The sequence below is a fragment of the Paenibacillus macquariensis genome (assembly GCF_900156375.1).
Taxonomy (GTDB): Bacteria; Bacillota; Bacilli; order Paenibacillales; family Paenibacillaceae; genus Paenibacillus_AQ; species Paenibacillus_AQ macquariensis.
In genome coordinates, this window is sequence record NZ_FTNK01000015.1 from 1 (window position 1) to 25,421 (window position 25,421).

At 42.4% G+C, this 25,421-nt stretch carries 21 protein-coding genes; 7 read left to right on the forward strand and 14 right to left on the reverse strand.

Annotation, left to right across the window (positions count from 1 at the left end; translation table 11 throughout):
• Positions 1 to 347: 347 nt before the first annotated feature.
• The 5 genes from BW961_RS21525 to cls form a co-directional block, all read right to left on the reverse strand.
• Entirely contained in the window at positions 348 to 1,178 is an 831-nt protein-coding gene (locus tag BW961_RS21525) for an energy-coupling factor transporter transmembrane component T family protein (RefSeq protein WP_068583822.1), read from the reverse strand.
• Complete coding sequence (locus tag BW961_RS21530) at positions 1,171 to 2,874, reverse strand: ABC transporter ATP-binding protein (RefSeq protein WP_068583817.1); 1,704 nt, start codon at positions 2,872 to 2,874, stop codon at positions 1,171 to 1,173. Before BW961_RS21530 ends, BW961_RS21525 begins: the two co-directional genes overlap by 8 nt.
• A gap of 15 nt (positions 2,875 to 2,889) precedes the next feature.
• Positions 2,890 to 3,450, reverse strand: coding sequence for an ECF-type riboflavin transporter substrate-binding protein (locus tag BW961_RS21535; protein WP_068583814.1), 561 nt, complete (start codon positions 3,448 to 3,450; stop codon positions 2,890 to 2,892).
• 289 nt (positions 3,451 to 3,739) lie between these two features.
• Positions 3,740 to 4,774 carry a type 2 isopentenyl-diphosphate Delta-isomerase gene (gene fni / locus BW961_RS21540; protein WP_244556026.1) on the reverse strand — a complete coding sequence of 345 codons (1,035 nt, stop codon included), beginning with the start codon at positions 4,772 to 4,774 and terminating at the stop codon, positions 3,740 to 3,742.
• Between the two features lie 295 nt (positions 4,775 to 5,069).
• Entirely contained in the window at positions 5,070 to 6,578 is a 1,509-nt protein-coding gene (gene cls, locus BW961_RS21545) for a cardiolipin synthase (RefSeq protein WP_068583810.1), read from the reverse strand.
• A 246-nt stretch (positions 6,579 to 6,824) separates the two neighbouring features.
• On the opposite strand from cls, the gene BW961_RS21550 reads away from it, so the two are divergent.
• From BW961_RS21550 to BW961_RS21570, 5 genes are all read left to right on the forward strand, one after another.
• Positions 6,825 to 7,172: a DMT family transporter gene (locus tag BW961_RS21550; RefSeq protein WP_068583809.1), complete on the forward strand. Its 348-nt coding sequence runs from the start codon at positions 6,825 to 6,827 to the stop codon at positions 7,170 to 7,172.
• The gene (locus BW961_RS21555; protein ID WP_068583805.1) at positions 7,172 to 7,486 is read left to right on the forward strand and encodes a DMT family transporter; all 315 of its coding nucleotides are present in this window, start codon (positions 7,172 to 7,174) and stop codon (positions 7,484 to 7,486) included. The genes BW961_RS21550 and BW961_RS21555 overlap by 1 nt, the downstream gene beginning before the upstream one ends.
• A gap of 109 nt (positions 7,487 to 7,595) precedes the next feature.
• Positions 7,596 to 8,504, forward strand: a complete 909-nt coding sequence (locus BW961_RS21560) for a TetR/AcrR family transcriptional regulator (RefSeq protein ID WP_068583802.1) — start codon at positions 7,596 to 7,598, stop codon at positions 8,502 to 8,504.
• A gap of 83 nt (positions 8,505 to 8,587) precedes the next feature.
• Positions 8,588 to 11,707 carry an efflux RND transporter permease subunit gene (locus BW961_RS21565; protein WP_068583798.1) on the forward strand — a complete coding sequence of 1,040 codons (3,120 nt, stop codon included), beginning with the start codon at positions 8,588 to 8,590 and terminating at the stop codon, positions 11,705 to 11,707.
• Between the two features lie 200 nt (positions 11,708 to 11,907).
• Positions 11,908 to 12,840, forward strand: a complete 933-nt coding sequence (locus tag BW961_RS21570) for a 1-phosphofructokinase family hexose kinase (protein ID WP_068583795.1) — start codon at positions 11,908 to 11,910, stop codon at positions 12,838 to 12,840.
• Positions 12,841 to 12,937: 97 nt separating this feature from the next.
• On the opposite strand, the gene BW961_RS21575 is transcribed toward BW961_RS21570, so the two are convergent.
• Entirely contained in the window at positions 12,938 to 13,642 is a 705-nt protein-coding gene (locus BW961_RS21575; protein ID WP_082867415.1) for a TorD/DmsD family molecular chaperone, read from the reverse strand.
• Between the two features lie 388 nt (positions 13,643 to 14,030).
• Between BW961_RS21575 and BW961_RS21580 the strand changes: the two genes are divergently transcribed.
• Positions 14,031 to 15,242 (forward strand): MFS transporter, encoded by a 1,212-nt coding sequence (locus BW961_RS21580; protein WP_139331709.1) that lies wholly within the window; start codon positions 14,031 to 14,033, stop codon positions 15,240 to 15,242.
• Positions 15,243 to 15,311: 69 nt separating this feature from the next.
• On the opposite strand, the gene BW961_RS21585 is transcribed toward BW961_RS21580, so the two are convergent.
• Complete coding sequence (locus tag BW961_RS21585; RefSeq protein WP_068583790.1) at positions 15,312 to 16,994, reverse strand: glutamine--tRNA ligase/YqeY domain fusion protein; 1,683 nt, start codon at positions 16,992 to 16,994, stop codon at positions 15,312 to 15,314.
• Between the two features lie 219 nt (positions 16,995 to 17,213).
• On the opposite strand from BW961_RS21585, the gene BW961_RS21590 reads away from it, so the two are divergent.
• On the forward strand, positions 17,214 to 17,477 hold the full coding sequence (locus tag BW961_RS21590; protein ID WP_326111972.1) for a DUF2164 domain-containing protein: 264 nt from the start codon (positions 17,214 to 17,216) through the stop codon (positions 17,475 to 17,477).
• A 24-nt stretch (positions 17,478 to 17,501) separates the two neighbouring features.
• Here BW961_RS21590 and BW961_RS21595 read toward each other — a convergent pair whose 3' ends face one another.
• From BW961_RS21595 to BW961_RS21625, 7 genes are all read right to left on the reverse strand, one after another.
• Entirely contained in the window at positions 17,502 to 18,164 is a 663-nt protein-coding gene (locus tag BW961_RS21595) for an MOSC domain-containing protein (protein ID WP_068583789.1), read from the reverse strand.
• Positions 18,165 to 18,199: 35 nt separating this feature from the next.
• Positions 18,200 to 18,532, reverse strand: coding sequence for a hypothetical protein (locus tag BW961_RS21600; RefSeq protein ID WP_139331710.1), 333 nt, complete (start codon positions 18,530 to 18,532; stop codon positions 18,200 to 18,202).
• Between the two features lie 34 nt (positions 18,533 to 18,566).
• Positions 18,567 to 19,064 carry a GNAT family N-acetyltransferase gene (locus tag BW961_RS21605; protein ID WP_244556021.1) on the reverse strand — a complete coding sequence of 166 codons (498 nt, stop codon included), beginning with the start codon at positions 19,062 to 19,064 and terminating at the stop codon, positions 18,567 to 18,569.
• Between the two features lie 37 nt (positions 19,065 to 19,101).
• The gene (locus BW961_RS21610) at positions 19,102 to 20,325 is read right to left on the reverse strand and encodes an MFS transporter (protein WP_068583785.1); all 1,224 of its coding nucleotides are present in this window, start codon (positions 20,323 to 20,325) and stop codon (positions 19,102 to 19,104) included.
• 71 nt (positions 20,326 to 20,396) lie between these two features.
• Complete coding sequence (locus BW961_RS21615) at positions 20,397 to 22,514, reverse strand: molybdopterin-containing oxidoreductase family protein (RefSeq protein WP_068584394.1); 2,118 nt, start codon at positions 22,512 to 22,514, stop codon at positions 20,397 to 20,399.
• Positions 22,515 to 22,706: 192 nt separating this feature from the next.
• Complete coding sequence (locus tag BW961_RS21620) at positions 22,707 to 23,546, reverse strand: formate/nitrite transporter family protein (protein WP_068583784.1); 840 nt, start codon at positions 23,544 to 23,546, stop codon at positions 22,707 to 22,709.
• Positions 23,547 to 23,811: 265 nt separating this feature from the next.
• Positions 23,812 to 25,173, reverse strand: coding sequence for an FAD-dependent oxidoreductase (locus BW961_RS21625; RefSeq protein ID WP_068583783.1), 1,362 nt, complete (start codon positions 25,171 to 25,173; stop codon positions 23,812 to 23,814).
• Positions 25,174 to 25,421 lie beyond the last annotated feature (248 nt).

Here is a 25,421-nt window from a genome sequence, read left to right on the forward strand (position 1 = left end):
AGGCAAATGATACATTCTATAGAGGTTTTTGATGGTAGTAATATAGAGGTTATTTATCGCGGGGATTAAATCTCTAGGGGGAACGTCGGTAATCCAACAATTCCTGCTTTTAAAGCCATTTATATGACAACTCCCATTTTAGGTAATTGATCTTGCTATATATAATTATTGCCGTAGATCTTACCCATTATATATTAGAACAATTAAGGCGGCAAGGCATAGAAGCGGATATACATAATTCGCATAAAAGAGCGCCATAAAGACAACTTAGCCTTATGACGTTAAGACTTCCTATTAAAGATTCTTCGACATACTTATATCTGTATTCTCATACCCCATCTTCTTATTTATAAAAATGGATACCAATAAGGCCCTAGACCCTTCAACCTTAACCACAGACCTAATCCTAGTAACAATATACTTCCACCTATCATCATCCAATCCAATGCCTTCATATCCTTGCCACTATACCAAGTACGGCGTCTTTGTGTGCCAAAACCTCGGAGTTCCATCGCATTTGTAACGGAGTCTATACGGTGTAGGGCAGATTGAAGCACAGGAACAACCACAGCTGCAAAATTACGAAATCGTTGTCCTAACTTCCCATCTTCTTTCGAGATACCCATCCCACGAGCTTGCATGGAGTTCAACGTATTTCGAAACTCACCCGTTAACTCAGGAATATAACGAAACGCAATGCTTACCGCATAAGCAATTTTATAGGGAATTCCGATTCTATTTAAGCTAGCAGCGAATTCACTCGGCTGTGTTGTGAAAATGCACAAGAGCGTAATCGGCAGCAACGTTAAATATTTCGCTGACAGCGTCAGAATATAAAAGAGAGTCTCTGCATTTATCGTATTATACCCAAGTGGAATCATCGGGGTATCCGTTCCTGTCATACGTGTACCAAAGGTAGGCGTAATGAGTAGAATAAATATACTGTTTAGGACGGTAAAGATAATCATGATCCAGAACAGCAATGCAATTCTTTTGAAAGGAATACCTGATGTAATAAGTAAAATAGCTCCTACTGCCAGCATAACTCCAAACACGCGCAAGTCTAAAAAAAGAAAGGTTAGGATGGTCCATACGGCGAACAAGCATAGCTTGACCGTCCCATCCAATCGATGAAAGAGGGAATTCCCCGGTTCATATAGGCTTCCCGTTCTATTCATGGCCTTTCTCCTTCTCATAGTTGATAAAAGCATGAACCAAACGTTCAGGCTTGTCTAGGTCGTTAGCTCTAGCGAATAAGGAGAGCGATGTCTCTTTCAAATGCGCAGTAGTGGTCACCTCAGGTTGGCTTAGTACGGAAGCTACCGTATCCTCAGCGATCACTTTACCATCACTCAACACAACTGCTCTCTGAGCGTACTCTAAAGCTAGATGCATGTCATGGGTAATCAGGAGGAATGCCAATCCTTGCGCTGCAAGTCCTCGGATGAAATCCATAAACTCTTTATAATGATGATAATCTTGTCCTGCTGTAGGTTCGTCCAATATCATAAGCTTCGGCTCAAGAATAAGAATAGAAGCGATACTCAGTCTCTTCTTCTGCCCATAACTAAGTGCGGAGACAGGCCAATTACGAAATGGATGTAGTCCACATACTTTCAGAGCATGTTCTACACGTTCTTTGATCTCATCAGCTGCCACGCCTCTAACCTTCAATCCGAGACCCACTTCCTCGGCAATCATATGCTGTGTAATCATGTGGTTGGGATTCTGCATCACATAACCAATTCTTTCCCCACGGCGACGGATGGACCATGAGCTGATATCCTCTCCTGCATAGATCATCCGACCAGACTGCGGTTTCAGAATTCCAGTGATTAGTTGCGACAGTGTCGACTTTCCAGCACCGTTATTACCGAGCAAGGCAACAACTTCGCCTACGCCGACATTCAGCGAGACATCATTGATAACGGACTTGTCTTTGTCATACCCAAATACGACATGCTGAAGTTCAAGTAATGGCGCATAGGTGGGACTAGATTCATTCTCCCCAACCTCTCTTGTCCAAGCATCTAGTTGCTCTTTCAGACCAGGAATAGCGAGTTGTTGAGGTACACTTAGTCCCTTCACACCCTCTAATGAGATACCTGCATATTCAATCGCATCCGCATAGAGCGGTGGGCGCAGTCCATACTTTCGAAGTACTCCAGAGGATAAGATGTCATCCGGTGTTCCAACTGCCGCAATCTCTCCTTGGTTCATAAGCACAATGCGGTCAATTGGCTCTTGTAGGACATCCTCTACGCGATGTTCGATGATAATGACTGTTTTTCCACTTTGTACGTGAATATCATGAATGAGCTTCATCGCTCGTGTGCCACTAACTGGATCTAGATTCGCTAGGGGTTCATCAAATAATAGAACATCCGCATCTGTAGAGAGCACGCCCGCAAGGGAAACATTTTGTTTCTGGCCCCCCGACAAATCGTAGGGGCTTTGGTCTATATTATGGAGCATATCAACCATCGTTAGCGCTGAAATAACTTTAGCTTTCATTTCTGGACGTGGGACAGCCTTATTCTCCATCACAAAAGCGACGTCTTCCCCAACCGTTAGTCCAACGAATTGGGAGTCTTGATCCTGAAGAATGGTTCCTACCTTGGTGCTAAGTTCAAATATACTTAAAGTCGCCGGATCAAGGCCATCGATTGTCATGCTGCCACTGATCTCACCGCTATACGTAAAAGGAATTAGCCCATTGATGCAATGGGCTAATGTCGACTTTCCGGAACCACTAGGTCCCGCAATCCATATTTTTTCACCAGCGTAGATGTCTAATGTAATGTTCTTAAGCGTTGGTTCATTCTGACTCTTATATCGGAAGCTATATTGTTGAAACGAGATGATGGGCTTCATATAATTTGTTTACTCCTATTCATTCACACTTAAATTACTGGCCTTCCGATTCCGTTTAGCATAACCAAGTACAGCAGGAATACCTAACACTGCAAATACGGCAATGTTAGAGATGGATGCTAACGAAACCTGAATAACTAATTTGTCTGATGGCTCACCCATGAACGTAATATCGAACCACCATGAGAATAATAACGAAAATATGATGCCGACGATACCGTACACCGCAAAGAATCCAATATGCTTGCTCTTAACGAGCCCAGCTGACGGATCAAATCCTTTGTACAAATAGATAATACCCATGAACGCACCTGTAAGTGCGGAACCAAGTGCCCATCCCCACCACACCATTCCACTCGTCAACAAGTCCGTTAGGATATGTCCAATGAAACCAGCTGTGAAGCCAACAATCGGACCAAACAATGCACCAAAAATAGCTAGGAGTGCAATAGCAGGTCTTAATGAAGTATCCGGACCAATAGGAACCCCAATAGATCCCGTGGCGCCATACAGTGCCGCACAAATCCCAATCGTCACCACTGTCTTTGTATTCAATTGAAAAAGAGATTTCTTCAAAAGAGTCACCTTCCCGTTTCTATTATTATTTCAAATACGAACGTTTTCCGTTATTTGTACTTTTAATATAAGGGGATTAGAACAGGAAGGCAAAACTTTTTTTGACAATTAAATGATTTTTTCATTCGTGATTACGTTGATATCATTGAGAATTTATGATTTTCAAGATAAATACCCTTATTTCACATAGGGAATAAGGGTGTTTATCTTAATATATGTCTTTAACTCCATTACAGTAAATTCAGCAAAAATAAATAAGAATAAGACCTATTCAAGCACTCTTCGTTGTCTATTTCACTCGAACTAAGCGCCGCGTCGTACGTAGCGCCGCTATATTCGCAGCGCCGATGCCAAACATCGCTGTGCGTAGCTCTAGCTCTACCCTCGCGAGGGCGGCGTCGAGCGCCTCCTCGGATTGCACGGCCGGCCCGAGCAGGCTGCGGCCAAATCCCGCGAGATCGGCACCGAGTGCGAGTGACTTAGCGGCATCCACGCCGCTATTCAGCCCGCCGCTTGCGATCAAGCCCCCGTGCGGGGAAACCTCCCGCACTTCTGTAATGCACTCCGCGGTGGGAATACCCCACCCCGCGAAAGCTTCCGCTGCCGCGCGACGAACCTCGTCGCGGCTGCGGAATTTCTCAACTTGGCTCCAAGAGGTGCCTCCGGCACCAGCCACGTCGATGAAGGCAACGCCCGCGTCATATAACTTCGACGCGGTCTCACCATCAATACCCCAGCCCACTTCCTTGATGCCTACAGGCACATCAAGCTTATGGCATACTTCTTGAATTCGTGATAGTAATCCACTAAAGTTCGTATTTCCTTCTGGCTGAAATACTTCTTGAAGACCATTCAGATGCAACACGAGCATGCTAGCACCAGCAATCTCAATAGCACGTAAGCAATCATCCGTTGTGAAGCCATAGTTCAGCTGAACGGCCCCAAGATTGGCGATAATCGGTATACTTGGCGCCTTATCCCTTACATAGAAAGTAGATGCTAGTTCTTCCCGTTCGACGGCAGCACGAACAGAACCAACACCTAGCGCCCAGCCCCGCCTCTCTGCTGCTTCTGCCAGACGCGAATTAATAGCTCCCGTCGCCGCACTTCCACCTGTCATAGAGCTAATAAGTAGCGGTGTACGTAATGTCTGCCCTAAGAAGTTGGCCACGATACTAATATCGTCAAAGTTGACCTCTGGCAGAGCACAATGACGGAATCGATAACCCTCAAATCCGGTTGTTACGCCATTGCCTCCTACTTCTTCTTCCAGACAAAGGCGTACATGTTCTATTTTACGTTCACCCGTCGGCACTTCTGGCATGAGTGACTCTCTCGACAAGCCAGTGGAACCTGCCTTTTGTAAAGACAATCCTCCTGTCCCGCCTTGAGATTCCGTTTCCTTCATTTAAGTTCCCCCTTAGAGTTTTGGCACAAAACTATCCTCGTAAGCATTTACTTTAAAGTTTTGGAACAAAACTCGCTTCGTAAGCATTCACTTAAGTTTTGGAACAAAACTCGCTTCGTAAGCATTCACTTAAGTTTTGGAACAAAACTCGCTTCGTAAGCATTCACTTAAGTTTTGGCACAAAACTCGCTTCGTAAGCTCTCTTCATCTTTTATAATAATGGTGCCATTAATCTTGCGGCAGATTCCATGAAACGTTCCCATAACTTCTTATTCTTCAATTGATCTAAGTCAACAAGGTTCGTTGATAATAGGTCCCTTTCGAAGTCTGTAACCATCTTCTTCACACTAGCTGTCTGAACAAGAAGCGCATTGACCTCGAAGTTAAGATTCAAGCTGCGCATATCCATATTCGCTGTCCCTATCGTCGCCACTTCACCATCTACAATCAAGAGTTTGGAATGAATAAACCCCTTCTCGTACTCATAGATCTTCACACCTGCATCCAACAATGAAGGGAAATAGGAGTGCGAAGCGAAGAAAGGAAGTTTCTTATCTGGTTTAGCAGGGAATAGAATCCTCACATCCATCCCCGACAAAGCAGCTACCCTCAAGGCTGTTAAAATATCATCGTTAGGTATGAAATACGGTGTCGCCAACCATACACTTTTCTTCGCCGAAGTAATCATCGAGAAGAAGATGTTCCGTAGCACGCGTCTCTCATTGTCGGGACCACTCGCAATCATCTGAACGGCACCGTCCCCGCCACTCGTCAGGGTAGGTGAGAAATACTCTTGTTCAAAGAGTTTCTCTCCCGTCATATGCAACCAGTCCTGCAAGAAGATCATCTGTAGCGTTCGTACAGCTTCTCCTCTAACTAACATGTGTGTATCCCGCCAGTAGCCATACGTCTTACTTCGGCTCAAGTACTCATCGCCCACGTTCAGTCCACCGATAAAACCTACATCTCCATCAATAACTACAATCTTACGATGATTACGGAAGTTCACACGACTGGAGAAGAAATTCGTCTTAACGCTACCGAACGCAACCAATTTCACACCTGCATCAACCATTTCTTTCAGAAATGATTTAGAAATTTGAATACTCCCCACCGCATCATACATAAATCTGATCTTAACGCCTGATTTGGCTTTATTAATCAGAATTTGCTGAATTCGTGTACCGATATCATCTGCTCTAAAGATGTAATATTCCATGTGAATATGATGTTCGGCGTTCTCGAGTTCATGAATCAAATTGGAGAAGGTCTGCTCTCCATTCGTCAGAATCGTTGTTTCTGTATTGAAAGAAATGGGCGTACGTGCTAGCTTCTTCGATAATTTCAACATTTGTTGTTGACGAGGTGTAAACTGCGTAAGATCCTGATGGAAACGTAGCTCTTCTTTCTCAAATCTTTCATATACCTTCATATCACGCAGTGCTTTTTTATCGTATTTCCGGCGGTTGAAATAGTTCTGACCGAATAGGAAGTAAAAGATCAAACCCACGATAGGAACTAATGCAAGCAAGAGTATCCATGTTAACGTTGTAGATGGATTCCGGTTCTCCATAAAGATAATGAAGCATAGCGAAATGACCGTTAATGTTGAAAATATACTCACTATCGTTCCCGCTGTTTTTCCTACAACACCGAACCCAAAATAATAAAATGCAAAAACAATGGCTGAAATTAATACTATCTGTAATCCTCGTCTCATATATTCCCTCACCTTTAATCTGCTCTATGTATTCTACAAGCAACCTATAACAATACTATTGTACATGATTGATCCTAATCCTCCTATTCACTTCTTCAAAATGAAACATCTTAATTCAAAATGACGCGCATGAAATGTTATACTGAAAATTCAAGTCGTTTTCAAGAAGAACTAATGTTCAAGGCCCCGTTCTCTTCGGACTTGAATTCATCATCACAACAATTTAAGGGTAAAAGGAGTGTCACCATGAATCGACAATGGCTTTATGTATTTATTGGAGGAATTATTGAAGTGGTATGGGTATCTGGATTAAAACATTCAAATACCATTGCGGAATGGGCGGGAACAGCTCTTGCTATTGCAATAAGTTTTTTCCTTATTATTATGGCTTCGAAACAATTGCCTATCGGGACGGTCTACGCCGTATTTACTGGATTAGGCACAGGAGGGACAGTTATTGCAGAAATGCTATTCTTCGATGAACCTTTTCGCTTGTCCAAGGTACTACTTATTCTGTTGCTCCTATCCGGTGTCATTGGTCTGAAGTTAATTACAGATAAAGATATAACACCTTCGAAGGAGGCGAATATCTAATGGCTTGGATTGTAGTTATTCTCGCAGGTTTATGTGAAGTATTAGGCGTCATTGGTATTAAGGGCATCGCAGATCGTAAAGGACCCAAGGCATATATCCTGATGTCCATCTCATTTATAGGTAGCTTCTCATTGCTTTCTTATGCCATGACATCTCTCTCTATGGGTACGGCTTATGCTGTATGGACAGGCATTGGAACCGTAGGTAGTGCCATCGTCGGTATGACGATGTATAACGAACCCAAGGAGTTCAAACGAATTGTATTCATTTCGATGATTCTTGCTGCAGCTATAGGTTTGAAACTGATATCCTGATGAACCGTACTACAATGGACCAAAGTTGTAACCTAATTCGATATATAATATACTTTGACTATTGAGTCAAAATCAGAACTTCAAAGTTCTAGGAAGGAGTGTGTGCATATTGTCTGAGAAATCAGCGGACAAGAAGACCTATATCTTGAAGACTGCCTTGCAACTATTCTCCACACAAGGCATTTCCTCAACTTCCATGCAAGAAATTGCTGAAGTATGTGAGATGTCCAAGGGTAGCTTATACCTGCACTTCAAATCAAAAGATGAGTTGGAAGAGAGCATCTACTTATACTGTTATCAGCTCATTCGCGACAGTATTATGCAGGTAGAACAGGACAGCCATCTTTCTCCAAAAGAACAACTACAAAAACAAGTCGAGGTTCTTCTTAGTCATCTGATCGAATTGCGAGAGTTTGTAAGGAAACAGTTCATAGATGGTCCTGGCCCTAGAAAGAAACATGAGAAAAATGCATGTATACAAGAGGATCAATTACGAATGCTGTACTGGTTCAAAGTCAAACTTGAAGCCATCTACGGTACTGAGATTGAGCCCTACACGATGGACCTCATTCTATTGTTCGGCGGCATACTATTCTCTCATTTAAAGATGTTGTTCATTCCTAACCTTCCAATTAACATTCAAAAGATGTCACACCATCTCATAACTTTACTTGATGATGTCAGTGAGAGTGTTATCTCTAGGGCTACTGAGCCCCTAATCACTCCGGATGCGTGGTCCCATTGGATTAATGAAATCAAAGACCAATCTGACAATCAACGACACCCGCTTCAGGTAACCAAGGAAATGAAAGACTTCCTGAAAGAAAGCTCGCTTGATAAACAAACGTGCAAAGATGCTCTGGAGTCGATTCATATTCTGGAGAAAGAAATCGTAGATATTCAACCTCGCAGAGTCATTCTATTGGGTATGCTCGGTAATCTACAACTGATAACAGAACTACACGTCTTAACGAATGAACTCAGGGAGATTATTTCACTATATTCAACAAACCAGTGAAACCCAATATTCTTCGAACCAATGAAACATAATTCATCCCGAATCAATCAAGAATGTAGAGAGAAAGGAGCAGAACCATACTTATGAAGAGCATTATTAATTTCTCAATAAATAATAAATTTGCTATCTGGTTACTTACGATTATTATCACTGCTGCAGGGTTATTTGCCGGAGTATCCATGAAACAAGAAACCATGCCTAATATCAGCATTCCATTTCTAAACGTAGTTGCTGTCTATCCTGGTGCAGCTCCAGAAGGTGTCGTTCAAGATGTAACCATCCCCCTTGAACAACGTTTACGCAATGTCGATGGCGTCAAGACGGTAACTTCCACTTCTATGGAGAACGCCGCTTCGATTGCTATGGAATTCGATTATGGTACGGACTTGGACCAAGCAACCGCTGCTGTCCGAGAAGCCCTAAATGAAGTCACATTACCAAAAGATGCACAAAAACCAACCATCTCTAAATTCAGTTTAAGTTCTTTTCCTGTCATTTCTCTAAGTGCTTCAAACAATCAAGCGAAAGACTTAGAAGAATTAACAAAAGTTATCGAGAATCAAGTTAAACCTGAAATCGAGAAGCTTGCAGGTGTTGCCTCCGTAAGTATATCGGGACAATATGTTAAAGAAGTTCAATTGAAATTTAATACGTCAAAAATGGCTGAGTTAGGCCTAAACGTAGATACCGTTAAAGGAATCGTTCAAGGCTCCTCCTTACGTGTACCGCTAGGACTATTTAATTTAGAAGAATCCCAAAAAGCCGTTGTAGTCGATGGCAATATCGTTGAACTTGACGATCTGAAGAACTTAGCCATTCCAGTTATTCCGAACACGGCTACTGGAGCACAAAATGCTCCAGCAGGAAATGTAAATGCTCCAACAGGTGGCGCGGTTACGGGCATTCCTACAGTTAAACTTAGTGAAATTGCCGATATTCAAGTTATTGGTAAAGCAGAGTCTATCTCTCGTACCAACGGTCTTGAATCCATCGGGATTTCAATTGTGAAAGACAACGATGCAAATACCGTCGATGTCGTTAATGCCGTTAAAGACAAAATGGCAGATTTGAAAAAAAGCTATTCTGGTCTTGAGCTGATCACTCTGCTCGATCAAGGTGAGCCTATCGAAGACTCTGTAAATACCATGCTTAGTAAAGCTGTATTTGGAGCCTTGTTCGCAGTCATCATCATTCTTATCTTCCTTCGTAATATTCGATCTACGATTATATCGATTATCTCGATCCCATTATCTCTATTAACAGCCATTCTCATCCTTTGGCAGTTAGATATTACGTTAAATATGATGACTTTAGGTGCGATGACCGTAGCCATTGGACGGGTCATCGATGACTCCATTGTCGTCATTGAGAACATTTATAGACGATTAACCGATAGTGACGAACCCCTACGTGGTCGTGAACTCGTTCGCGAAGCCACTCGTGAAATGTTTGTTCCTATTATGTCATCTACGATCGTAACCATTGCAGTATTCCTACCTCTTGCCTTTGTTAGTGGTATGGTTGGCGAACTATTCCTACCTTTCGCATTAACGATGGTATTTGCTCTCTTGGCTTCGCTTGTGATCGCCATTACGATTGTACCTATGCTTGCACATACGCTCTTCAAAAAGGGAATTAACAAGAAAAGGCACACAGGCAAAGAGGAAATTGGCGGTCTCGCTAGAGGATATCAACGTATCCTGAACTGGTGTCTCTCTCATAAAGCCATTACCTTCGGTGGTGCTATTCTCCTTCTTGTAGGTAGTCTAATGTTGTATCCTTTGATTGGTACTAGCTTCATGCCGGATCAAAAAGATAAATACACCATGGTGACCTACTCACCTAAACCTGGTGAGCAGCTTGCCGCAGTTGAGAAACTTGCCTTGAAAGCTGAGGAGTTCATTCTTAAACAACCTGGCGTAGAGAAAATGCAGTATTCCATTGGAGGTAGTAACCCGATGGGCGGTGCTAGTGCGTCCAACTCCGGTCTATTCTACATTGGATTCAAATCCGATACGAAAAATTTCGAGGATATCCCAAAACAACTCGTCGAAGATCTACACAAGCTGGTTCCTGAAGGTGAATGGGCTTCTCTAGACATGACTGGCGGAATGGGTGGAAGTGGCTTAAGCGTTAGTGTATTCGGTGACAGCTTAGAAGACATTAAACCTATATCCGATGAAGTTCTTAAGCTAGTGAAAGAAGATACGGAGCACTTCGATAAAGCGAAGACAAGTCTTTCTACTTCATATGATCAATACACCATCGTTGCTGATCAAGAGAAATTAAGTTCACTTGGTCTTACGGCTGGGCAGATTGCTATGGAGTTAAGTCCAGTGCGTGAACGTCCAGTTCTAACTGAAATTGAAGTCGATAACAAAACTTATAAAGTGTACATCGAAGCAGACAGTACCGTTTATAAGAATATTGACGAGATTTCAAACGAAAAGATTAAGTCACCTCTTGGCATGGAAGTTGCCATTAAAGATGTAGCTAAAGTGGAAAAAGGAACTTCTCCGAACTCCATTACTCGTACAGACGGTAAAATGGTCGTATCCATTTCAGCCAATATTGTAACAGCTGATGTGGGTAAAGCTTCGACAAACTTAGAAGAAAAAATTAAATCAATCGACAAACCTGATGGTATTGAAATTAAATTCGGTGGTGCGACAGAACAAATCAATGATACATTCACACAGCTTGGTCTTGCTATGCTAGCGGCCATAGCCGTTGTATACTTTGTTCTCGTGGTAACCTTCGGTGGAGGTCTTGCACCATTTGCGATTCTCTTCTCCTTACCGTTCACAATTATTGGTGCCCTTGTTGGACTACTGATTGCGAAGGAGCCACTCAATGTATCCTCACTCATGGGCGCATTGATGCTCATAGGGATCGTTGTAACGAACGCGATTGTACTTATTCACCGCGTTATTCACAAAGAGCAAGAAGGAATGTCTACACGCGATGCATTGCTTGAAGCCGGAGCAACTCGCCTTCGTCCGATCCTAATGACTGCACTTGCCACCATTGGTGCATTGCTACCGCTAGTGACTGGATTAGAAGATAGTGCTGGAATCATTTCACGTGGACTTGGGATTACCGTTATTGGTGGTCTGATCAGTTCCACATTGCTAACACTGGTTATCGTACCGGTTGTATATGAGTTCTTGATGAAATTTAGAAAACCTAAATTACAGGACTAAGACAAACATTTTAATAAAGGACGTATCCTCTTCCCCTTATGGGATGTAGGATACGTCCTTTTATTTCCGCTGAAACGGGTGCCGACCTTGGACAAGGGCGGCGCAGCCGTTTCTACTTGTTCATTTGATTCAACGTGCTTTACCTTAGGTAATATGCGATAATTTATGACAATTAGAGCCCTTTGAAGGAGTAGTGTCCTATGATCACCACGGTAACCTTAAATACAGCACTAGATATTACTTATACTATACCTCAATTCCAAGTGAATCAATTGCACCGAATGCATGGTTATCTATCCGTTCCAGGCGGTAAAGGTGTAAATGCCGCCCGTGTATTACAAACTCTAGGTGAATCAGTTACAGCTACAGGTTACGTAGCAGGATATCAAGGAGCTACCCTATTAGCTGGTCTGAAGTCCGAGACGATCTCCTCTGACTTCATCGTACTTCGTAACGGTGAAACCAGACGGGCCATCACCATTCTTGATCCTACACTTGGTACAAGTACTGAACTTATAGAGGACGGTCCAACCATCACAGAAACAGAGCTACGGGAGCTTCGCCTAAAGGTAGAATCTTTGGCTAAAGACTCTGCCTGGGTACTGCTATGTGGTAGTCTGCCCCTAGGATGTCCCACTTCGATCTATGCAGATCTTACCGAGATCGCACACCATCAAGGTGCTATGGTTGCGTTAGATGCTCGTGGGGAGGCTCTCCGGGAAGGTCTTCAGGGGAAGCCCGATCTAGTAAAACCTAATGAGCATGAATTAGCTGAACTAGCAGGGATTAGCAAAGATGACGACCATGGAACTCTTCAAGCTATATCTTCTTATATGAGTACTGACACTCAGCTTATTGTCGTGTCGCAGGGTGCGCGTGGGGCACTCGCTAGTTATGGTGGAACATTCTATAGAATTCGGATTCCACAAGTCAATGCCATAAACCCCGTAGGTAGTGGGGATTCGATGATGGCCGGTCTCGTGAGTGCTCTTCATAGAGGGCAGAACATCGTCGAATCTCTCAAACGAGGCGCAGCCTGCGGAACGGCTAATACACTACACACGATGGCCGGAAAAGTAACCATACAGGAAATAGAAGCCATTTATAAGGATATACAAATCATCCCCATCTGACCCAATGACTTAGGTGGAATGAGGTTTGCCCTGAAGCAGTGATACAACAAAAAAGCCGACTCCTACACATTGCTCAAGGAATCAGCTTCAAGGACTACTATGAAATAATCAAACACGAGTTAAGTTCTGCTCGCCATGAGCGTAACATGGCAATATCATAAGGTAAAAACTCTTGTAGAATATAACCCAGACTTCTGTATATTGGAGACCGTGCTTCCTTACATAAAGCCTCAGCTACACTTGGAACCCACTGCATGACATGTTGCTCCAAGAACTGAATTTGAGAATCCATTAACGCGTGTTGTGAAGCTCGCAAACGTAAATCATCCGACATTCGTTCACCGAGTACAGCCATATATTCAAGCTCAATCGAGATGTGATCATCTTGTTCAAGGTGCAATTTATTAAAGACAATACCGGATTGTGCATAGCTATTACGGATATCTGACGTATAATCCACACTATTCTTGCTTAACATACTTCGATAGTCACTCTCACAAAGCGAAGGAAGTATCGGCCGAACGCCGTCAAATAAACGGTGATACTCAGCCCTCTCTACTTTACATATCTCCATGAAATGTTCCGGCATAGTGTTCGATAAATAACTTTTAAGTTTCTGACCTTCTTTGGTGAGGACTGCTTCTTCTCTCGTGACCATATGTTTCTGCCACTGGGCAATCAAAGACAGACTTGGCCGGTTTCCGAAGAAATCTATAAGTAGTTGGTATACCCAACCTCTTCCTTGCTTCCAACGAATACATTCTTCAGAATCTCTACCCATTTCCAAAGTCATCGTCATCATTTAACCTCCTTATATATTTACAATGTGAGAAGGTATACTATAATAAAACAATAAACGTTAGCGCTTTCTTTATCACTAGATTACATCAAAAGTTAATAAAATCATGTGACATTATTCACAAATTAAACCAATTGATTTCTAGACAATCTTCATAACATTTTGAGATTTGAAACATATGTTAAAAAGCAACTGCATACGATACTAGGGACAAATCGTCATTTGATACTACATGCATTTCATACAACCCTTTATGATATGGAAATTTACTGGTTTGAATACCCTTTCAACACGTGATAAAGTGAAGTGGTCAACTAAAACACAGTAAATAGCCATTGTCGATTTGCATTCAAATCGGAAAGGAATGTCGATATTGCGTGAATCTATAACTATGAAGTCTTCCTTAACATCCCTTAAGCTATTTAATTTCTTTATATATGGCACCATGGTCATCTTCACAAGCTTTTTTCAACTATACCTACAAGATGTAGGTATGAAGAAATTTGAAATCGGATCACTAATGGCTCTCGGGCCCTTTGTTTCCTTATTTGCTAACCCCTTTTGGCGATACTGCGGCGACCGTCTACATAATATGAAACGCATTATCATCATTATGATGAGTGGAGCATTACTACTGGTACAGTTTGTCTTTCAAGCCGATACCTATGCCATGGTATATTTAGCCATGATACTTTTCTTTTTCTTCCAGACGCCTATTTTTTCTCATAGTAACAGCCTTATCCTAGGATATATTGAGGATACGCCTTATAAGTTTGGTTCTTTTCGGATATGGGGATCGATCGGTTGGGGTGTAACCGCCATTGCTGTTGGACAAATTCTAGATTGGACGGGTATATCTAAAGTATCGACATTATTTACTGCTGTTCTTATCATTGCCATTGGAGCGGTCTTAGTTCTTCCTCCACTCAAACGTTCTTCCGATTCACCTACATTGTATCTCAGAGGATTTACCAATATCATGAGCAATCGATACTTCCTTTCGTTTATTCTGATGGGTGTTCTGGTATCGATCCCTAATGCAATGAATAACACATTTATGTCATTATATATAACCGAACTCGGAGGCTCCAAAAGAATTGTCGGGTTAGCCGTATTCCTTTCTGCTTTTTTGGAAATCGCTATGTTCTTCCTATTCGATCGGTTCATGAAACGCAAAATATCTTGGATGTTAGGCTGTCTTGCCTTAGTCAGTCTACTCTTCGGTCTTCGCTGGCTCTTGATGGCTGAAGCCACACTCCCGCTACAAGTCGCTGCCATTCAAGTTCTACACTGTATCACCTTTGGCGGATTCTTCTATATTGGAACCCAATTAACATCGTTGTTGTTACCCCGTCCCTATCGTGCAACCGGCCAAGCTGTATACACACTCGCATTGAGTGGTCTCTCTGGTGTCATTGGTGCATTTATCGGCGGATGGTTGTTCCAGAACTTCGGTGCAGAAGCGATGTATAGAACGGGAATGTTATTCGCCTTAATAGGTGCAGTCGGATTCGGATGGATGTGGTACTTGATCCTTAAGCAAGGATATAAGCTCTCTCTTACCGAACGTAAAGAAGATCCTGAGGAAGACTTAAACATATAAGACATAACAAAAAAATCAGCTCGCAGTGATATCACTGCGAGCTGATTTTTTGTTATCTAGAATTAGAACCTATTTCATTTTAAATGAACTCTTGAGCGAAACGATTCGGTTAAATACCGGATGGCCTGGCGTGGAGTACTTAGAGTCCACGTTAAAGTAACCATGACGGAAAAATTGGAATTTATCCTGAGGAACTACATCTTTCATTCCCGGTTCGATAAACCCTTGCACGATCTCCAATGAATTCGGATTGATTTGATCAAGGAATGTCTTCTCTTCTTTCTCCTCAGTCTCATCTATCTCCTCATCGGATTCCTCCGCCTTGATGAGCGGCTCATACAAACGGAATTCAGCCGGAACAGCTTGGCTTGCATCGATCCAATGGATCGTTCCTTTTACCTTACGAGCAGTAAATCCACTTCCACTCTTCGTCTCAGGGTCATACGTACAGTGAATCTCAACGACATGACCTTCTTCATCTTTGATAACTTCATTACATTTAATGAAATATGCGTTCTTCAACCGCACTTCATTACCTGGGAATAGTCTGAAATACTTGTTGGGTGGAACTTCCATAAAGTCATCTTGCTCAATATATATTTCACGTGAGAATGGAACTTGGCGATTGCCCATCTCAGGATTCTCAATATTGTTCTCTACCTCAAACCACTCATTCTGATCTTCAGGATAATTGGTAATAACCACTTTGAGTGGGTTCAATACTGCCATCGTACGAGGTGCTTTAAGCTTTAGATCCTCACGGATAAAATGCTCTTGCATTTGAAGATCTACAACACCCTGTGTCTTAGAAATTCCTGTCTCATAAATGAAGTTGCGAATCGCCTCAGGTGTATAACCTAATCGACGTAGTCCCGAAATCGTTGGCATCCGTGGATCGTCCCAGCCATCGACATGTTGTTCATCAACAAGTAACTTCAACTTTCTTTTACTCGTCAATGTCTGCTCCACATTCAAGCGTCCGAACTCATATTGATGAGGAACGTTTGGCATTTCGCATTCTGCCACTACCCAGTCATAAAATGGACGTTGGTCTTCAAATTCCAATGAGCATAGGGAATGTGTAATTCCCTCAATCGCATCTTCTAATGGATGTGCGAAGGCATACATCGGATAGATACACCATTTATCGCCCGTGTTATGGTGATACGTATGTGAGATTCGGTAAATGATCGGATCACGTAAGTTGATATTAGGTGACGACATATCAATCTTAGCGCGCAGTACTTTGGCACCATCACTAAACTTGCCATCCCGCATACCTTCAAACAACTCAAGATTCTCTTCTACACTACGATCACGATATGGACTGTTACTTCCAGGAGACTTCAAAGTTCCTCGAGTCTCACGAATCTGGTCCGCACTGAGATCATCAATAAAGGCTTTCCCCTTCTTGATCAACAACACTGCACGGTTATACATCTCATCGAAATAATCAGAAGCGAATCTTAGCTCTTCCCATTCGAATCCGAGCCACTTCACATCTTCCTGAATGGACTTCACATATTCTGTATCTTCTTTGACCGGATTGGTATCATCGAATCGCAGATTCGTCTTGCCACCGAATTCAGCTGCTAAAGTAAAGTTAATCCAGATCGCTCTAGCATGTCCGATATGTAAATAACCGTTAGGCTCTGGTGGAAAACGTGTCACAATTTCCTTCACCTTACCGGATTTCAAATCTTCTGTAATCACATTCTTAATAAAATTGGAGGGTGTACTTGGGTTCTCCATTGCAATCAACCTTTCGTTGTTGAGATATATGTCTCGCACATAAATTACTTCATACAAATATACCTGTAAAATGCGGATAGTTCAATAACGGCACATCTTTGTAGATTCAGCCAAATGTACTTACACTATTGTTCAAACAGGCCTTTTTGACCGCGAGCCTCCATTACGATAACATGAACATCAGAGACTAACATCACTTAAAGGGGATCTGATTACACGATGAAAACAATAAAAACGATGAAATTACCCAAAGAACAACGAGAGCAATCCATACAACTTATCCAGCAATATTTCGAAGAAGAACGAAGTGAAACGATTGGTGATCTAGCCGCAGATGGCGTATTGGATTTCTTCATGTCGCATTTAGCACCCATTGTTTATAATCAAGCCCTTAGTGACGCCAGACACTTAGTGAGACAACAAATGAGTTCACTTGAAGAAGATCTATATGCATTGGAGTACCAAATGAAGCAAACGCGCTAATGATAACTCAAGAATACATAAATGTTATCCATTGAATGGCGGTTCATCCAACCATCTTTGGAACTTTTCTCTTACGACAGACGCCAGAACGTCCAATTCCATCATACGTTGCAACACATCTTGGTCTCTGTCGCTACGAGTACTGGCAAGAAGTCGCAGGATTTCGACTACTTTCACTTGTTCAGGATGCGACTCAAGCTGATGAATAGCTGAAGTTCCACTGATATACCCTGTCTGTAATACCCTGCAATAGAACCCACTAAATCCAGTCTTCAGAACTTGAACGGGCAGATCAGATGACCCATGTTTCTGAGAAAGCTTAAAGCAAGGATATCTAGGCTGACTAACTTGTAAAATCGCTTCGCCCACTTGAAAGGTATCCCCAATGCACACTTCTGTCTCCAACATCCCTGTAACCGTTAGGTTTTCTCCGAATGCTGCATACGTAAAAGGCTTTCCGAGTTCTCTCTCCCAGTAAGGATAATGTTCGTATGGATATACGCACACCGCTTTATCGGGTCCACCATGATGCACAAGATCGGCTTGTCCATCTCCATCAAATAGCTCGTTACCCAAAAAGACATTACCCATTACCGACTGCTTGTAAATACCTGTCTCTAGCTCTTTGCCTTTATACTCAACAGTTATGGGTTTCCCCACATTTAATGAAATCAAGTGTTGGCCCACGCTATCGAATTCCCCCTCAATTCAATCAAACCTAGTTATGTAGATACATGTCGCTCATAATTCAACCAAGACCATGCTCTCATTGAAATGACATATAGTAAATAAAAGAGAACAACTAGCTTAATAATTCCTTGAATATCTAAAAAAATGGCAACAATCGTTATGATAACAGTTAAAATAATAGATAACGAATACACTCTCGAGTTAATTGGTCCACTTACAAGTAAGCCCGATAATCCTTTGGCGACAGCTCCGTAACATTTGGTATGATACGGTTCAATGGCCCATATTCCTTGTTGAACCACAACCAAATCTCCACGATCTTCAATATGTTTAGAACAATGCTGGCAATATATTTCTTTCATCATCGACCTCCTGATTCACTGATTACCACATCAATCTTTAATTCAAAAAGTATCCCATCAATACATCATCTACATATCGACCATTAACATGGAATTCATTAACGAGTCGACCTTCGATCACGAAACCGCATTTCTTGTAAAATTTCAAAGCAGTCGGATTCGAGGAAAGCACACGTAAGCTCAACTTCTTGATCCCTTGCTCTGAAGCCCATGCCTTCACCATCTCCATCAGTCTTGTCCCAATTCCCTCATGTTGATATTGTGGATGAACGGCAATATTAATCTCAAATACATGTTGATTCGTTCTAATCATCGTAGGATAACGAAATCCAACATAGCCGCACAACTGTCCATCAACGACGGCTATCAACTGTGACCCCGGTTGACAATGACGAAGGAAATCCTCCCGTGATGTCCAATTTAAAGGCTCAGGAGAACTATTATCATCCCATACAACCGCATCCAGAGCCATGATCTGTTGTGCATCTTTCATTTCAGATAAGCGAATCGTGAGCGTTCGTTGGTTAATCTTCAATATATTGCACTCCTTTTTCAAAAACCTATTACAACCGTTAGAGTCCTGATGAAACTATTTCAGACTTATTGCCACGATTCTGCATAGCATGTACTATAAAAAATAATACGCCAATCACAGCTGTCACTGTTGCTAACCATGTGACTGGGATGAGTCCACCTCCATCGTATAAGAGGCCCATGGTGTAGGGTCCTATGACCCTTCCGATAGCCCCGACTCCACCACTCAGCCCAATGTAGAAAGGGGCTGCTCGTCCCGCATGATCAGAGATAAAGGCAGGAATAGCAGGCGATATTAACATTTCACCCAACGTTGCAAGCACCATAGCTAATACTAATCCAGGGTAATTATGCGTTATTAATATCACGATATATGAAGATAGATAGAATACGGCGCTCATCGTCATTTGCGATGCAGCGGATTTCGTAAGCCACCGCTTTAATAGACTGATGATAGGTTGCGCCACGAAGATTAGAATACCATTCAATGTCCAGAGGAATCCATACGCTTTCTTCGGAAATCCTTCTGAAATAATAAATGGAGATACACCCGAATTCCACATCGAATTACCTAATAATATAAACATCGATCCTATGCCTAAGTATAAATAAATGCGAGTATTTCCAAGTAACCGCCATATGCTCTCGCCAGAGGTCGAGGTATGCCTTTTGTCTAGATGCACTTCTCCCTGCTCGTCATCGAGACGATTCAAGTAGATTAGAAAGAACACTGCAAATACAGCCGAAGTTAGCCCATTCGCAATAAATGTGAGCTTGTACGAAATATCTGCTAGGAAACCACTTAGGGCGGTTCCTAATGCTACACCAATGTTGTTAGCGACGTACACGATATTAAATAACTCTCCACGGCGATCCGCAAATCTGAATCCGATGAATGCCTGAATCGCAGGGAGTGACAATGCATTACAGAAACCTATAAAACCCATTAACCCCATATAGAAATACCAGAATTGACTAGTCACTGGAAGAGCAAACAGTCCCACTGCGTTCAGAACTAATGACCCTACGATAAGCTTCTTAACGCCAACCCGGTGGTACATTGATCCTCCTAACAATTGTCCTACAATTCCGCCTAAAGCTTGAATCAATATTACAAGTCCAGCATCTGCCATATTATGTCCCAATTCATCAAATACAAACATCGTTGTTAAGGGCCACATCAGCGCGCTACCTGTGGAATTGATCAGACTTGCAAGGAGAAACACCTTCACTTCTTTCGGGTATGTTGGTAACACTCTCATATGTTGTAATCTCCTAGATGTGTATTCATAGATGCTAGATTATCGAGACATATCACAATAAATGCAGCAATCTATTCTACTGCCGTTTTTCTTACTTCAACTGTTGTTGAGAAAAAGGTCGCACCCTCACCCATATCTGCAAGTCGATCCGGTGTTAATACGTTAGCCCTTTGCTTCTTGCCATCCTTTTCCCACCATAATCCTTGACTGATCACAGTACCGGGAAGCATTTTGTCCGTCACAACAGCTTTTAACTCATAACGCCCACGCTGATTAAATACAATCACATCATCATGATCTTCGATCCCTCTTGCTGCGGCGTCATTGGGATGGATTTGGAGTGTCGGAGCTTTTTCAATCTTTTGAAGTTTCTCCACATTCGCAAAAGTAGAATTTAGAAAATTATGATTCGGTGGCGAGATGAACATAAGTGGGAAATGATCATTTACTCCTGGACGCCGTTCGCCATCATAGCCTTCCTGAAGGGGAACGTACTCCGGAAGTGGAGGTAATCCCGCCTCCATCATCGCTGATGAATATAGCTCTATTTTACCCGAACGTGTCGGTAGGTGTTCAAGAAAGGTCTGCTGTGGCGTCATATCTAGCTTCACGAATTGGTGCTCCTTCAGTGTCTCAAGTGTCACACCATTCAGATATGGGTTCGATGGATAGTGTAACGCCTCCTTAATCATGTCCTCTTCACTTTGACTGAAAGACGCCTCATCCATACCCATCGCTCGACCTAGAAGTGAGAATAACTCCATATTACTCTTACTCTCACCTTGTGCAGGAATGACAGGCTCTTGTAGCTGGATATAATGATGCCAGTATGAACTGAAGAGATCCGTACTTTCAAAGGATGATGTGGCCGGCAACACAATATCTGCATACTTCGCCGTATCTGTGACGAACAAGTCGTGTACGACAGTGAATACGTCCTCGCGAGAGAATCCCCGCTTCACACGATCTGCATCTGGTGCGACGACAACAGGATTACTACAATATACGAATAATGCCTTCACAGGGTTGTCTTCCCATTCCAATGCTTCGGCGATACGATTCATATTAATCGTGCGTGCTTTAGGATTAGGCCGTAGCTGCGGTCGCTCAAGCTTCGCGCTGTTCATCTGCGCATAGCCCCCATTAGATCTTGAAGCTCCACCACCACGTCTTAGCCATTGTCCCGTCAAGGCGGGCAAACATGTAATGCTACGTACATTCATCCCTCCATTATCATGATGCTGAAGACCATTCCCGATATGAATGTAAGAAGTATCGGCGCGTCCATACATGACAGCAAGTTTCTCAATATCTTCGATGGTAACGCCTGTAATACGAGACACTCTCTCTGGTGTATAGGACTCTACCTGCTTACGAAGTTCCTCATGTCCTATCGTGTAATGCTTCATAAATTGTTCGTTCACAAGATCATCTCGGAACATCACATGCATCATCCCCAGTGCCAGAGCAGCATCCGTGCCCGGATAGAGGGGAATAAACCAATCCGCCCATTGCGCTGTTCGATTACGGTGTACATCAATCACGATCACCTTGGCACCCCGTTTGCGAGCTTGCTCCGCTAACACCACTTGATGCATGTTCGTGCTAATGATGTTACCACCCCATACGATAATAACATCAGCATTTATCGTGTCTTCTGGGCTGGTTCCACCATTAAAGCCCATCGTATATCTCCATCCTGCTGTTCCCGCGGAGTTACAAATAGACTGTTTTAAGCGACTGGCCCCAAGCGCATTGAAGAAGCGACGGTCCATCCCGTCTACACTGAGAATCCCCATATTTCCATAGAAGCTGTAGGGTAGAATAGACTCCGATCCATAATCACGAATACACTGTTTCAGACGACTTGTAATCTCACTAATAGCCTCATCCCATGAGATCCGTTCGAATTGACCCTCACCCTTAGCTCCTATTCGTCTCATTGGATACAATATCCGATCAGGATGATATACACGTTCTGTCATGTTTCTTACTTTATTGCAGATGGCTCCTTGCGTAATGGGATGGTCTGGGTTCCCTGTAACTTTTACAATCTTGCCCTTCTCTTTATGCAGTAGCAGACCGCATGTATCCGGACAATCGAGCGGACATACCGCTTTAAACACACCATTCTCTTGTTCGATCAATTCTGCTACACCCCTTAGAATTCTTTGTACATAAACGGTCATCTGACCTTCATTATCTTCTATCATAAATCTACAACTTCAATTCCGCAAAGAATAACCAATAAAACTTGGTCAAATCTGGTTATAAACGATGTAATACGAAAAAAGTCGACCTTCCTAAATTAACCTTAGGAAAAATCGACCTAACCGTTCATGATCATAGATCATACAAAGATATATCATGGCGACTTAACCTTACAACGCACGTTTGTGCGATGTATTCGCTTTGGAGTTATGATCGTCGGTAACCGTAAGCGAAGGCGCTTGTGGATCGCGTAGGTAAGATACATAGTAGGCAGCAGCTACAAAGATAACACCACCAGCTAAATTACCTAACCAGACGGGAACGAAATTCATCCAATATTCTCCCCACGAATAGTATCCGGCAAAGATAGCTGCGGGAATCAGAAACATATTGGCTACAACGTGCTGAAATCCTATAGCCACAAAGGCCATTGTTGGGAACCAGATTCCTAATATTTTGCCACTTATATTATCTGAGCTATAAGATAACCATACCGCTAAAGCTACTAACCAGTTACATCCTACGCCTGAGACGAAAGCTTGTAGAAAAGTGGTATCTAACTTGTGTCCAGCCATATCTACTACTTTCTCTAAATATACGCCGCTCTCCGTTAATCCAACGATATGTCCGAAGAAATAAGCAACAAATATGGCTCCTACAAAGTTAGCCAATGTAATTAATATAAGATTCTTAAACGTCTCCCAAGTCGAGATCTTCTTTGCCATACGAGCGAGGGGGACCGCCATCATATTCCCTGTTAACAGTTCACCACCGGCCAATAGTACCAGAATAAGTCCGACTGGAAACACGGATGCACCAATGAAATTAATGATGGAACTCCATTCTTTCGGCGCTCCAGAAATAACACGAATATCTAGCAGAAATCCAAGTGCAATAAAGGCGCCACCTAAGAAACCAAGAATGAGTACTGTAGCAAGTCGATTACGGGCTTTCTTCGTCCCCATCTCAACAGTTATTTCAGCAATTTGCTGAGGTTTGTAATAGGCCATGATCCTATCCCCTCTAATCCAATATAGTTAAAATCTAATCTATTATTATAATTGTAACGTAATTCTTTCCATTCTAAACGTAACAAATATCACATTAGCTGAAAATAAGTGAATTGTTTCACACAATAGTTATGTTTCACATGAAGTGTTCCTTATTGCTTTAACTTTGCTAACCATAAACACCCCTTGATATATGATCCAAGGGGTGTCCATGTTAGATTAATTCTATAGAAGACTGATTCGTTAGCTCGCTAAATATATCATCCTAGACCATAACTGGTACTGGTTTAGCTACCGCAGGCAACGCCTGTAAACCAGCCGTATTCAAGAAGTTCCATGGTTTGTTGTAGTGCGGTTGGAAGAAGAAATCAATAAATCCTAACTGATCAACGGTCATCCGATTCTGAATACACACAGAGATTGTATTAATCGATTGTGTAAGGTCCACCTTCGACATAAGCTGAGCACCGAGGATACGGCGTGTTTCTTTTTCAAATACAACCTTCAACGTCACGCTTTCTGATGTAGGCATAAATTCAGGTCGGTAATGGTCAGTCATGCTCACGGTCTCCACCTGTAATCCTTCATCTATTGCGGCTAATTCCGTCAATCCTGTAGCTGCGATGTTATCTTCGTATATTTTGATGCCTGATGTCCCTTGCGTACCCATATAAGGAATCGTCTGAGCCATCAAGTTACGAGCTACGAGTGTTCCCATACGTACAGCGTTCGTGGCTAAAGGAATGTAAGCATGTTTGCCAGTCGGATTGTAATGTATCGCACAGCTATCGCCAGCGGCAAAGACGTCCTTCTTACTTGTCTGCATATAGTCATCCACAATAATCGCACCGTTCGGTAGCATATCGACTTGCCCCTTTAGTAGTTCCGTATTCGGACGGAAACCAATGCATAGAATAACCAGGTCTGTTTCATACTCCCCTTGTGAAGTAATAACCTTACTCACACGACCATCTGTTCCTTCAAAAGCGGTCACTGTCTGATTCAATGCAAGCTTAATCCCCTTGTTCTGGAGCGTCTCTTGAATGGCGTCTGTGAACTCAGGATCAAGATATTTATTAAGAATTCGATCAACACCGTCAATCAACGTCACTTCTTTACCATTCATCTGAAAAGCTTCTACCAATTCCACGCCGATGTAACCTGCACCAACAACCGTGATATGTTTCGCTTGACTCGCCTTTTCAATAATGGTGTTCGAGTGGTTGTAATTCTTACACAGCAGGATATTGTCTAAATCAATGCCTTCAAGTTTCGGGATGATCGGCCATGATCCTGTCGTCATAATCAATTTATCGTAGGTATCTTCGAATTCTTCCCCGTTCACTAAATTACGCACGGTAAGACGTTTCTGATCCGTATCTATATTTATCACTTCATGACGCATATTTGTATTAACTCCCAGTGCAGCTAATTGATCTGGAGAAGAGTAGAAAAGACCATGTGGGTCATTTACGACGCCACCTACATACAATGCTATTCCACAAGACAAGAAAGATATATTATCATTACGCTCGTATACGGTAATTTCGGCTTCCGGATATAATTTTGCGGTATTTACAATGGCTGCGGTTCCGGCGTGTGTACAACCTATAACTGCTATTTTCATGATTAATTCCTCCTCCAAATTGGGTGTTCTTTTTTCAATCTATATTTTAAAATGGTACATTGTGAATTAATTCACCTTTATGTCCTTTATTATAGTGTGATTATTTTCACATTACAAGGGGTTTTGCAATAATTTTCACAATGTTCACAATTACACATCTCCTTTAAACAAGCCGACTCTCGGGATTTAAAGGTAATGACGCTTCGTTATATGGGGAAATACATGATTAATATCATATCTAAGTTTGT